The sequence below is a fragment of the Polaromonas sp. CT11-55 genome (genome assembly GCF_047303325.1).
Taxonomy (GTDB): domain Bacteria; phylum Pseudomonadota; class Gammaproteobacteria; order Burkholderiales; family Burkholderiaceae_C; genus Polaromonas.
This window is the reverse complement of sequence record NZ_JBKBEX010000012.1, coordinates 109321-121561: the sequence shown is the minus strand read 5'-3', so window position 1 is coordinate 121561 and position 12241 is coordinate 109321. Positions and strand designations below refer to the sequence as shown.

General features: G+C 64.1%; 12 protein-coding genes. 3 read left to right on the top strand and 9 right to left on the bottom strand.

Translation table 11 applies throughout. The annotated features are described in order from the left end of the window. Positions 1–87 precede the first annotated feature (87 nt). The 5 genes from erpA to rplM form a co-directional block, all read right to left on the bottom strand. A complete protein-coding gene (gene erpA, locus ACEN8I_RS13325; protein ID WP_007867577.1) occupies positions 88–453 on the bottom strand; it encodes an iron-sulfur cluster insertion protein ErpA in 366 nt (121 codons plus the stop codon). A 181-nt stretch (positions 454–634) separates the two neighbouring features. Then, positions 635–1036, bottom strand: coding sequence for a bactofilin family protein (locus ACEN8I_RS13320; RefSeq protein ID WP_007867575.1), 402 nt, complete (start codon positions 1034–1036; stop codon positions 635–637). A gap of 53 nt (positions 1037–1089) precedes the next feature. Further along, a complete protein-coding gene (locus ACEN8I_RS13315; protein WP_413328947.1) occupies positions 1090–1797 on the bottom strand; it encodes a DUF6776 family protein in 708 nt (235 codons plus the stop codon). Positions 1798–2019: 222 nt separating this feature from the next. Further along, positions 2020–2412 (bottom strand): 30S ribosomal protein S9, encoded by a 393-nt coding sequence (gene rpsI / locus ACEN8I_RS13310; protein ID WP_007867568.1) that lies wholly within the window; start codon positions 2410–2412, stop codon positions 2020–2022. Positions 2413–2422: 10 nt separating this feature from the next. After that, positions 2423–2851 carry a 50S ribosomal protein L13 gene (gene rplM / locus ACEN8I_RS13305; RefSeq protein WP_007867557.1) on the bottom strand — a complete coding sequence of 143 codons (429 nt, stop codon included), beginning with the start codon at positions 2849–2851 and terminating at the stop codon, positions 2423–2425. A gap of 205 nt (positions 2852–3056) precedes the next feature. On the opposite strand from rplM, the gene ACEN8I_RS13300 reads away from it, so the two are divergent. From ACEN8I_RS13300 to ACEN8I_RS13290, 3 genes are all read left to right on the top strand, one after another. Next, entirely contained in the window at positions 3057–4040 is a 984-nt protein-coding gene (locus tag ACEN8I_RS13300; protein WP_413328946.1) for a 23S rRNA (adenine(2030)-N(6))-methyltransferase RlmJ, read from the top strand. 168 nt (positions 4041–4208) lie between these two features. Then, positions 4209–6191 (top strand): PAS domain S-box protein, encoded by a 1983-nt coding sequence (locus ACEN8I_RS13295; RefSeq protein WP_413328945.1) that lies wholly within the window; start codon positions 4209–4211, stop codon positions 6189–6191. Between the two features lie 8 nt (positions 6192–6199). Further along, positions 6200–8272 (top strand): protein kinase domain-containing protein, encoded by a 2073-nt coding sequence (locus ACEN8I_RS13290; protein WP_413328944.1) that lies wholly within the window; start codon positions 6200–6202, stop codon positions 8270–8272. A gap of 120 nt (positions 8273–8392) precedes the next feature. On the opposite strand, the gene ACEN8I_RS13285 is transcribed toward ACEN8I_RS13290, so the two are convergent. From ACEN8I_RS13285 to ACEN8I_RS13270, 4 genes are all read right to left on the bottom strand, one after another. Continuing rightward, positions 8393–9424, bottom strand: a complete 1032-nt coding sequence (locus ACEN8I_RS13285) for a cytochrome d ubiquinol oxidase subunit II (protein WP_074579774.1) — start codon at positions 9422–9424, stop codon at positions 8393–8395. Then, positions 9417–10832, bottom strand: coding sequence for a cytochrome ubiquinol oxidase subunit I (locus tag ACEN8I_RS13280; RefSeq protein ID WP_413328943.1), 1416 nt, complete (start codon positions 10830–10832; stop codon positions 9417–9419). Before ACEN8I_RS13280 ends, ACEN8I_RS13285 begins: the two co-directional genes overlap by 8 nt. A gap of 2 nt (positions 10833–10834) precedes the next feature. Next, positions 10835–11488 (bottom strand): GbsR/MarR family transcriptional regulator, encoded by a 654-nt coding sequence (locus tag ACEN8I_RS13275; RefSeq protein ID WP_413328942.1) that lies wholly within the window; start codon positions 11486–11488, stop codon positions 10835–10837. 141 nt (positions 11489–11629) lie between these two features. Continuing rightward, positions 11630–12232 carry a septal ring lytic transglycosylase RlpA family protein gene (locus ACEN8I_RS13270; protein WP_413328941.1) on the bottom strand — a complete coding sequence of 201 codons (603 nt, stop codon included), beginning with the start codon at positions 12230–12232 and terminating at the stop codon, positions 11630–11632. Positions 12233–12241: the final 9 nt, after the last annotated feature.

The window sequence follows — 12241 nt, the reverse complement described above, 5'->3', positions numbered from 1 at the left end:
CACCGCGTTGAACGGAGGAAGGAAATCGCCGGGCAGCAAAAAGCCGCCTCGAGGGCGGCTTTTAAAGCAGGAGCGTTGGGAAGCGCCTCAGGCCGAGAAGCTGGAGCCGCAGCCGCAGGTGCTGGTGGCGTTGGGGTTCTTGATGACGAACTGGGCGCCTTCAAGGTCGTCCTTGTAGTCGATCTCGGCTCCCACCAGGTACTGGTAGCTCATGGCGTCGATCAGCAGGGACACGCCGTTCTTGGTCATGGTGGTGTCGTCTTCGTTGGTGATTTCATCGAAGGTAAAGCCGTACTGGAAGCCGGAGCAGCCGCCGCCCTGCACGAACACACGCAGCTTGAGGTCAGGATTGCCTTCTTCGGCAATCAGCTCGGCCACCTTGGACGCGGCGCTGTCGGTGAAGACAAAGGGCGCGGGCATGTCGGTCTGGATATTTTCGGCTACGGCACTCATGGGGACTCCAATTGATCATCAGGCGGACATCGTCCGCGATTCGGGGCTTTCCGGCTCAGGCTCTAGCTCTGGCGGCGCTGACAGGCAAATAGTACAGCAATTCAATCAACCATAACGCCCATGCGTGTTAGGCCGCACCGCCCACTTGTGAGCGCTTACTCGCCAAACCAAGCCCGTTGACTCAGATATTGTTGGCCGCCAGCTTGAGCGTGGGCTTTTCTTCCAGCTCGGGGTGCGTGGTGGGGCGCAACTGTCCAAAGATGACGGCGCCCTGGTGCATTTCAAGCGCCTTGTAGGACACGTCGCCCTCAATCCTGGCCTTGGGCTGCAGCTCCAGCAGCTCGGACGCATGGACGGGCCCCATGACACGGCCGTTGATGATGACGTGGTCGGCGTGGATGTAGCCGGTCACGGTGGCGGATTCGCTGATCACCAGGATGCTGGAGCCGCCTTCGGCGGCGCGGATGTCGCCTATGACCTCGCCGTCTATGCGCAGGCCGTCGGTGAATTTCAGGTTGCCTTCAATACAGCTGCCCTGGGCAATCAGGCTTTTGATGGGCGGCTGTTTCTTTTTTCCAAACATACAAAGATTCCTGTGCTGGGTCGGTGTGGCGATGGGTGGGATGGCGGGGGAATTCAAAGCTTAAAGGTCTGGGCGGATCTGACCGTTGTTCCTTCAATGACCTTAGCTGTAACAGTTTGTACCACGGCTTGGGGTGGCAAGTCGAGGACACCTTCCACACGCCGGTACTGTTTGAACTGTAAAGTTTGCGGACCTCCGGGCAAAGTCATGCTCCAGGGCTTGCCGGCCTGGGTTCCATGGACGGTCAGGTCCAGTTTTCCGTTGAAATTCGGGGCGGCTTTCTCGGCCTGGATGACCAGCACCTGCCACCGGAGCTGGGTGTCGGACAGCTTTTCGGCCTGCAGGCTGCGGATGGTGGCGACTTCGGCGCTACCGGCCGGCAGCAGTTTTTCGAAAAAGCCGAGATCGTCGCGCAGGCCGCGGTTATCGGCCTCCAGCTGCCGGATCTGGCTCATCATCTTTTCCTGGGCAGCTTTTTCGGCCGTCAGCAGGCTGCCCGAGGTGTTGGCGATGGACTGGGCCTTGTCGCGGTCCGCGCGCAGGTTGGCCACCTCCTGCCGCAGCAGGACCAGTTCCTCCTTGGTACCGCTGTCCGTGCCGGTGATGCCCTTGCCGAACTCAAAGGCCCACAGCGCGATCGCGCCCGAAAATCCCAGCATCAGCGCGCCGGCGATCCAGCGCAGAGGCCAGGGGAGCGAGCTGCGCACCGACATGCGCGGAGAACTGATGGTCAGGCGGCGGCGGAACAGGCGAAATTTCAAGGAAGGCCCTGCGGTTTTCGGTTCGGGAGTGCATTGTGCACGCAGACGAGGCTCGCATCGAGTATTAACCCGGCAAACCGAGGTAAGGGTTTGCATCCGGGTGTTTTACCCATCCACACGCCTTAACGGCAAGCAGACAGATGAAACAGCCAAAAAAAACGCATGGGCCATGAAAAAAGCCGCCTGGCGCAAACCAGGCGGCTTTTTTGGGAGCGAAGCGGATTAGCGCTTGCTGAACTGCTTGCGGCGGCGAGCAGAACGGAAACCGACTTTTTTACGTTCGACTTCACGTGCATCGCGCGTCACAAAGCCGGCCTGGCTCAGGGCCGGCTTCAGCGTTGCGTCGTAATCGATCAGCGCACGGGTGATACCGTGGCGCACCGCGCCGGCCTGGCCGGACTCGCCGCCGCCGTGGACGTTGACCATGATGTCAAACGTCTCGACGTGGTTCGTCAGAAACAGGGGCTGGCGGCAGATCATGATCGAGGTTTCACGACCGAAGAACACCTGGATGTCACGGTCATTGATCGTGATCTTGCCGGTGCCTTTTTTGATAAACACACGGGCGACGCTGGATTTGCGACGGCCGGTGCCATTGTTCCATTCACCAATCATCAATAGCTCCTTAGATGTCCAGCACTTTGGGCTGTTGGGCGGTATGCGGGTGCTCTGCACCACCGTACACCTTGAGTTTCTTGATCATGGCGTAGCCGAGCGGGCCCTTGGGCAGCATGCCCTTGACGGCTTTTTCCAAAGCGCGGCCGGGGTGCTTGGCTTGCATGTCGCGGAAGTTGGTGGCAGTGATGCCGCCTGGATATCCGGAATGGCGATAGTAGATCTTGTCGGTCGACTTGGCGCCGGTGACGCGCAGCTGGGCTGCGTTGATGATGACGATGAAGTCACCGGTATCGACGTGAGGCGTGTAAATGGCCTTGTGTTTGCCGCGCAAACGGAGAGCAACTTCGCTGGCTACTCGTCCGAGGACCTTGTCGGTCGCGTCAATCACAAACCACTCGTGCGTCACGTCAGCGGGTTTTGCGCTGAACGTTTTCATGAGTTTTCTTTCGAAAAAATGGTTTGTCGGGTTCTTTTCTGCGGTCGGTGTTCTTCTGATGAGAACCTCTTAGGCAGTATTTGCTGGCCCTGCCGCGGAACCACTAGGCGCTGCAGAGCCCTCGATTATATGAAAAATCAAGGACTTGCGTCAATATTCGGTCGTTTTTAGGGCATTTCCCCCCGGCGAGAAGGTAGGATAGGCCATGTTTTCCTATCGCCACGCCTTTCACGCAGGCAACCACGCCGACGTGCTCAAGCACACCACGCTGATCGCGTTGATGAAGTACCTGACCCAGAAAGACACGGCGCTGACCGTGATCGACACCCACGCGGGCGCGGGCCTGTACCGGCTCGACGGCGATTACACCGAAACCAGCGGCGAAGCCCAGGAAGGCATTTTCCGCCTGCTGTCTGAGCCCAAAGCGGCTCCCGCCCCCGCCAAAAAAGCGACGGCCGCTCCTAAAACCGTGGCATCCGGAGCCGGAATCCCCGCAGCCCCGGCCTGGGCGCCGGCGCTGCAGGACTATATCGACCTGCTGCGCGGCCTGAACCCGCAGTTCGCCGAAACCGGCGACATCGCCCACCTCAAGATTTATCCGGGCTCCCCCTTTATCGAGCAGCAATTCCTCAGCGGGCGCGACAAGCTCAAGCTGTTCGAGCTGCACCCCACCGATTTCAAGTCGCTTTCCGGCAACATCGAACAGCTGGGCGTGGGCCGCCAGGTCGCTGTTGCCCGCGAAGACGGCTTTGAAGCCCTGAAAACCTTTTTGCCGCCGCCGGCCCGCCGCGCCATGGTGCTCTGCGACCCCAGCTATGAAATGAAAAGCGACTACGGGCGTGTGGCAACCTGCATGGCCGACGCCCTCAAGCGTTTTGCCACCGGCACCTATGTGGTCTGGTATCCCATCATTCCGCGGCCCGAAGCGCACGATTTGCCGCGCAAACTCAAGACCCTGGCCGTCAAGGCGGGTCGCAGCTGGCTAAATGTCGCTTTAACCGTGAAATCCAGCAAGTTAACGACAGATACGAGCGGAGAGGTGATTCGCCCCGGACTGCCGGCCAGCGGCATGTTTGTCATCAACCCGCCCCACACGCTGAAAGCCGAGCTGCAGGCCGCGCTGCCGCAAATGGTCGCGCTGCTGGGACAGGACCGTAACGCGGGCTTCACGCTCGAACACGGGGGCTAGAGGCGCGGGCAGGGCCGGGGGGACCCGGCCGGTTTGCCGCCTGGCGCGCATGTTTTCCTGTCTTTACCGCCGCGGTGAGTTGTGGCAAGGTTGCCTGTCCCCTCTTTCCCGCTTCCGGCCTCCGCAGCACCCACTTTCCTGACATTCACCGGCGCTTCACGACACTCCATGCCCGCTCAGGCACACCCGACCTCCCCAGCCTCGCCGGGCACGACCGGCCACGGGCTGCGCGCGGACGAGGACGCCATGGAGGCCGAGATCGCGCGCCGGGTGGCGCTGCGCACGCGCGAGTTGAGCGCCTCGCTGGCGCGCTACCAGACCATGGTCGACCTGGCGACCGAAAACATCTGCGTCGGCCAGGGCGGCCTGCTGCGCTTTGCCAATCCGCCCTGCCTGGCCCTGCTGGGCACGCAGGCCGAGACCATGGCCGACCGGCCCATGATCGAGTTCATCCATCCGCAAGACCGCGACTTTGTTTCCGGCAAGCACAAGCTGCGCGCCGCCGGCAATGTCGTTCCGGCCTTTGAGGCGCGATTCCAGCGCGACGACGGAACAGTCTCCTGGGTGGAAATCAATGGCGTGCTGGTGGACTGGGAGGGCGCGCCGGCGGACCTTTTTTTCCTGAAGGACGTCACCGAACGCAAGAGGCTGGAGGCCCTGACCCGCTCGGCCGCCGAGCGCTACCGCGCTGTGGTGGAAAACGTCAACGACACCATCCTGGTGGTGCAAAAAGGCATAGTCCGCTTCGCCAACGCGAGCGCGCAGGCGCTGTTCGGCGGCGTGCTCATAGGCCTGCCCTCCATGCACCTGATCCATCCCGACGACCGCCTCATGGTGCAGCAACGGCGCGAGCTCATGCAGTCGGGCACCATGGTCAATGCCTACGAAGCCCGTTTCATCACGCCGCCGCGTGAGGCCATGGCGCCCTCGCTGCGCACCGGCTGGGCCAGCATCTACGGCACGCGCATCGAATGGGACGGCGAGCCGGCCCTGCTGGTGCTGATGTCCGACATCAGCGAACGGCGCCGGCTCGACGAAGAACTTAAAAGCGCGCTGGTGCAGCGCGAGGCCATCCTGGAGACCACCGCCGTCGGCGTCACCTTCCTGAAGGAGCGGCGCCATCAGTGGCTCAACCGCACGCTGGCCGCCATGCTGGGCTACAGCCCGGCGGAGCTGCTGGGCCAGGAAACCCGGGTGCACTACCCGAGCGACGAGGAATTCGAACGCCTGGGCGCGCTGGCCTACACGCAGATCATGCAGACCGGTTTGTTCTCGGCCGAGGCGCGCATGCGCCGCAAGAACGGCGAGCTGATCTGGGTGCAGCTGGACGGCTCGGCGCTGGACCGCAGCCGGCCCGAGGACGGCTCGGTCTGGACGTACGTGGACATCACGCGCCGCAAGGAGGCCGACGAGGAAACCCGGCGCGCGCTGGTGCGCGAGCGCGAGCTGGGCGAACTCAAGACCCGCTTCGTCTCCATGGCCTCGCATGAGTTCCGCACGCCGCTGGCCACGATTCTTTCCTCGGCCGAACTCATCGAGCACTACGGCGAAAAAATCACGCACCGGGAGCGCCAGGACATCATGGCCGACCTGGTGGTCGCGGTTAAGCGCATGCAGGGCATGCTTGAGGACATGCTGACCGTCGGCCAGGCCGATGCCGGCAAGCTCAGGCTCAACCTGCGGCCGCTGGATATCGCGGCACTGTGCCGCAAGCTGGTGACCGAGGTGCACACCAGCGATGCCGGCCAGCACGCCATCGAATTCGAGGCGCCGGTCGGCCACGATGCGTTTTCGCAGCTGGTCATGCTCGACGAGCGGCTGGTGCGCCACATCTGCACCAACCTGCTGACCAACGCCTGCAAGTATTCGGCCCCCGGCAGCGTGGTGGTGCTGACGCTGGACCGCCGGCAAAACCCGTCCGGCGACGAACTCATCCTGCAGGTCGGCGACGAGGGTATAGGCATACCGGCGTCGGACCTTCCGCGCCTGTTCGAGAGCTTCCACCGGGGCTCCAATGTGGGCAACCGGCAGGGCTCCGGGCTAGGCCTGGCCATCGTGAAACATGCGGTCGACCTGCACCACGGCAAAATCGAGGTGGCGAGTACGCCAGGCGCGGGCACCCGGTTCACGGTCAGCCTGCCCATCTCCTGAGGATAGACATGACCCAGATCCTGATCGTCGAGGACGACGACGCCATCCGCAGCAACATCGTGCGCCTGCTCAAGCTCGAGGGCTTTGAGACCGCCGCCGCGCCCGACGGCCTGCAAGGCCTGGCTCAGGCCCGCGCCAGCCGGCCGGACCTGATCATCTCCGACGTCGGCATGCCCGGCATGAACGGCTTCGAGCTGCTGGCCACCGTGCGTGCCGACCGCGAGCTGGCCAACACCCCCTTCATGCTGCTCACCGCGCTTGACGACCGCGACAGCATGCGCCGCGGCATGACGGCCGGCGCCGACGACTACCTGTCCAAGCCCTTCAGCCGCGCCGAACTGCTGGACGCGGTGAACGCCCAGCTCAAGAAAAAAGCGCGGGTGCGCGAAGCCATAGATTCCGAGGTGGCCGCCGGCGAGCAACGCCTGCGCGCAGCCTTTTCCCACCGCATCAGCGGCGACCAGCCCGACTCCATCCCCATGGACATCCCGGCCACGGCGCAGACCGAGGAGCTCTCCAGCGCCACCGTGCTGGTTGCCAGCATACGCAACTTCACCTCCATCGCCGAAAAGCTCAGCGCCGCCGAAGTCTCGCAGCTGCTCACGGAATACTTCGAGCGCACCTCCGAGCCGGTGCTCAAAAACAGCGGCCGCCACATCAAGTTCATAGGCGACGGCCTGATGGCCGTGTTTTCCGACACCACGACCGGCTCGCCGCTGCCGGCCCCGCGCCGCGCGATTTCCGCCGCCCTGGCCATGGCACTGGCTACGCATGAATTCCGCGACTGGCTCGACGAACGCTTCGGCGCGCGCGCCCTGCCGCCCTTTGCCATGGGCGTGGGCATCCACAGCGGCGCCGTCACGCTGTGCCAGCTCGGCACGCAGCAGAACAAGGAAGTCACGCCGGTGGGCGAAACCGTAACCCTGGCCGCGCGCCTGGAAAGCGCGTCCGAGGAAATGGGCTGGACAGTGATGGCCAGCGAAGAAGCCCTGGCCCTGGCCGGCACCGGCATACAGACGGGAACCCACACCTCGCTGGTGGTGCCGGGCAAGAACCTGGCCATCGACGTGGCCGAGGTCACCGGCCTGGTCACCACCATGGAAGACAAGATCCACGGCATGGCCAGCCTGACCGAGCGCGCGCGCGAGATCAGCGACGCGGTGCGCGCAAATTCCGACATCACCGCGCGCGCCGTCAAGGGCGCGCTGGACTCCAAGCTCTCGGCGCTCAAGGATTTGCGTTTCGACGCCGGCAGCGAGCCGGTGCGGCTCAAGGGCTACCGCATCACGCGCAAGATAGGCGCGGGCGGCATGACCGAGGTCTACCTGAGCGAGCGCGAATCCGACGGCCTGCCCATCGTGCTCAAGGTGCTGGATTCGCGCGGCAAGGAGGCCTCCGAGCACCTGGTGCGCTTCATCCAGGAATACGCCCTGCTCTGCAAGATAGACCATCCGCACGTCATCAAGATCTATGACCAGGGTTTTACCGACGAGCACGCCTACATCGCGATGGAGTACTTCGAGCGCGGCGACCTGCGCAGCCTGTTCGGCCCCAGCCTGACGCGGCCGCAGGCGCTGACGGTCGCGCGCGAGGTCGCCCAGGCCCTGTCGGCCATTCACGCGCACGGCATCGTGCACCGCGACATCAAACCCGAAAACGTCATGCTGCGCGCCGACGGCAGCGTGGCGCTGGCCGATTTCGGCATCGCCAAGTCCATCATGCAGTCGCAAAGCATGGGCCTGACACAAACCCACCACGGCGATGTGGTGGGCACGCCCTATTACATGAGCCCCGAGCAGGCCACCGGCCGCAAGGTGACGGCCAAGTCAGACCTCTACAGTCTGGGCGTGATGCTGTTCGAAATGCTGGCCCACCGCAGACCTTACATCGCCGAGTCGCTCGAGTTGCTGCTGGCCAAACACCTGAACGCCGAGACGCCTCCGCTGCCGCCCCCCCATGCCGACCTGCAGGGCGTCGTCAACAAGCTGATGGCCAAAAACCCCGAGCAGCGCTACGAATCGGCCGAGGCCTTCCTGCTGGAACTCGAAGCCGTAGCGCCCGCACCCGAAATTAGTTTGTAAACACACAGGCCGCAGGTTCTCTCTCCACTAGCAGGGGCCGCGGAACCGGCTTTGCCGGGCCGCAGGCGCAGCGGCCCCCTCGGGGGGCAGCGACCCACACGCAGTGGGGGAACGTGGGGGCTAATACTTCAGCGCTGTGCTCTTGCCCCAGAACACGCGATACGCAAAGACGGTGTAGCCGATGATCATGGGCAACACCACCGCCGCTCCGGCCAGGATCACGCCCATGGCTTCGGGCGCAGCGGCGGCTTTCCAGATGTCCAGGCTGTCTATCACCAGCCACGGGAACAGGCTATAGGCCAGGCCGTAGAAGGCCAGCAAAAACACGCCCACCGTGGCGCCGAAGGGCACCCAGGCGCCGTACTCATTGCCCTGCGCCAGGCGTACCGGCAGGCGCTGCAGGCTGCGGTAAATCACGCCGAACAGCACCAACGTGGCGGCGGGAATGGGCAGTAGCAGCACGATGTTGGGGAAGGAGAACCACTTGTTGAAAATGCTGTGGCTGACCAGCGGCGTGGCGATGGAAATCGCCGCCACCCCGGCCATGGTGAACCACAGGCTGGCGCGCGCCCAGCGCACGGCCTGCAGCTGCAGCGCCCCTTCAGACTTGATGATGAGCCAACCCGAACCCAGCAGGCAGTAGGCCGCTACCAGTGCGGCGCCGATAACGGCGTTGAACACAATCGTCCACCAGGTGGCGGCGAAACCCGTGATCAGCGACCCCAGCATATAGCCCTGCGACCAGCTCGCCAGCAGCGAGCCGGTGTAGAACATGCGGTTCCACAGCGGCTTGTGGCTGGCCCGCGCCTTCACCCGAAAGTCAAAGGCCACGCCGCGCAAGGTAAGGCCTATCAGCATGAAGGCCACCGGCAAATACAGCGCGCCCAGAATGACGCCGTGCGCCAGCGGGAACACCGTGAGCAGAATGCCCACGCCCAGCACCAGCCAGGTTTCGTTGGCGTCCCAGAAGGGGCCTATGCTGGCGATCATGGTGTCCTTGTCGTCGTCGCTGGCGCGGCGCATCAGCACGCCCACGCCCAGGTCGTAGCCGTCCAGGATCACATAGGCCAGCATCGCCAGCCCCATCACCACCAGGAAGACAATGGGCATCCAGCCGGCGGCTTGCGTCAGGTCGGGGGCAAGGTCAAGCATGGGGAGCTCCTTCCTTTTCGGGATAGTTCACAACGTTGAGTTCCTTCTCGGTCTCGCCGGCGACCTTGTCGTCCCCGAACGGCTTGTCCGCATGTTTCCTGTGCCGCGCGAGGTAGAACACCACCGACACATAAGACACCAGCAGCACCGCGTACAACACCAGGTACAGCGACAGCGTGAGCGCGATGCGCGGCGCCGGCACTTTGGAGGCCGCGTCGGCCGCCGTCAGCACGCCTGTCACCAGCCAGGGCTGGCGGCCTATCTCGGTCACATACCAGCCCGCGACCAGGGCAATCCAGCCGGCGAAGGTCATGGCCACCAGCACCCGCGCGTGCCAGACCGTCAGCGTGCGCGCCGGGTCTTTCTTCCAGGGCGCCAGCTGCAGCACGCTGGCCCAGCTGACCAGCAGCATCAGCACGCCCACACCGACCATGATGCGGAAGGCCCAGAACACCGGCGCCACGGGCGGGTGTTTGCCCTCGAACTGGTCCAGGCCCTTGACCTCGCCGTCCAGCGAATGCGTGAGGTAGAGCGAGGCCAGTTTGGGAATCGCGATCTCGTAGCGGTTTTCTTTGGCCTTGTCGTCCGGCAGCGCGAACAGAATCGCGGGCACGCCTTTTTCGGTTTTCCAGATACCCTCCATCGCCGCCAGCTTGGCCGGCTGGTGTTCCAGCGTGTTCAGGCCGTGCTGGTCGCCCGCGACGATTTGCAGCGGGATCAGCATCGCGGCCATGTAGATGCCGGTCTTCAGCCCGGCTATCACCTCGGCCCCGCGGTCCTCGCGCAGCCAGCGGTAGGCCGACACACCCGCCACCAGAAAGGCCACCGTGAGCCCCGAGGCCAGCAGCATGTGCGTGAGGCGATAGGGGAAGGACGGATTGAAGATGACTTGCAGCCAGCTCACGACATGCGCCTGGCCGTTGATCATTTCAAAGCCCGCGGGCGTCTGCATCCACGAGTTAAGCGCCAGGATCCAGAAGGCCGACAGCGTGGTGCCGCCCGCCACCAGCAGGGTGGCCACGGTGTGCATGGTTTCGCTGACGCGTTCGCGCGCGAACAGCATCACGCCCAGCATGGTGGCTTCCAGGAAGAAGGCCGTCAGCACTTCATAGGCCAGCAGCGGCCCGGCGATGTTGCCGACCTTCTGCATATAACCCGGCCAGTTGGTGCCGAACTGGAAGCTCATGGTGATGCCGCTGACCACGCCCAGCGCGAAGGTGAGCGCGAAGATCTTCACCCAGAACTGGTAGGCGTCCATCCAGAATTGGTCCTGGCTTTTGACGAAGCGCAGCTTGAAATACAGCAGCACCCAGCCCAGCGAGATGCTGATGGTCGGGAACAGGATGTGGAAAGTGATGTTGGCCGCGAACTGGATGCGGGCCAACAGGAATGCGTCAAGTCCGTCCATCGTCAACTCCTGGTGTCATCGGGAAGGTTGGCAGGCGCCGCCGCGGGTTCGGGCGCATCGGAAGGCGTGGCTGCCACTGTGGGGGATGCCGCGCGGCCTGTCAAACCGGCCTTCATGCTGCCGGCGACCTTGTTTTTCATCTCCAGCAGCTTCTGCACCTTGGCGCCCATCTTCATCAAGCTCACCAGCGTGGCCGAGTCCATTTTCTGCACGTCGGCCAGCCAGCCCGTCATGAGCTCGATCAAATCGTGCATCTGCTTCATGCGCGCCTGGGCGTGGATGTCGTCCGCGTGCGAGGGGTGCTCCATCAACGCATCGCGCAGCATGGACAGCGTCGGGTCGATCTCGCGCTTGCGGCGCTCCTCGGCCAGGGTGCGGAAGATGGCCCAGACATCTTCAGGCGCCTGGAAATACTCGCGCCTGTCATTGGGCAGGTGCTGCAGGCGCACCAGGTTCCACGATTGCAGCTCCTTGAGCCCCATGCTGACGTTGGAGCGCGAGAATGCCAGCGCCTCGCCGATCTCGTCGGCGTTCAGGGCCCGCGGCGACACATACAACAGGGCATAAATCTGCCCCACGGTGCGGTTGATGCCCCAACGACTGCCCATTTCACCGAAATGCAGGACAAAACGCTGGGTCAGGGGAGGAAGATTCATGGCGCCAAGCCTCTTTGATTTATTGAATTTTCAGGAATTACTGAAATTCTAATAAATTGAAGCCAGTACTGCGGCCACCGTTTTTGATTACCCCTGCAAGCCGCTGGGCCAAGCGCCGGCTTATGGCGGGTTCAGGCCACTTCAGCGCCGGCTGGCGGGCGAAGCGCGGCGCGGCTTGCGCGCCGGTTTTGGGGCTGGCGGCGGCGCCACGGCCACCTCCGGCGTGGACTCCGGCACCATCAGCACCACTTCCTTGAAACCCAGGCCCAGCATGCCCAGTTCTTCGGCCGCGGCGCGGCTCAGGTCGATGATGCGGTTGCCGGCATAGGGGCCGCGGTCAGTGATGCGCACGTCCACGTCGCGGCCGTTGACCAGGCTGTGCACCCGCACCAGGGTGCCGAAGGGCAGCGTGCGGTGGGCGGCGGTGAAATCGCGCATGTCAAAACGCTCGCCGCTGGCGGTGCGCCTGCCGTTAAAGCGCGGGCCGTACCAGGAGGCGGTGCCGCGCTGGAACTCGCGCGGCACTTCACCGCCCAGCAGCTCGGGGCGAGGCCGCTCGGTGAGCGGGACAGGCGCCGGCACTTCATCGACGGCCTGGCCGGGCGCGTCATGCTGCGGCGCCGGTGCGGGCCGAGGCGCGGCCGGGCGGGGGCCGGGGCCGGACGGCGCGGTCGGCGCCGTCGTGCAGGCCGCCAGCAAGGCCATCAGGGCTGCCGCACCGGCAACACGAAGACTGCGGACCACACCCTTGCG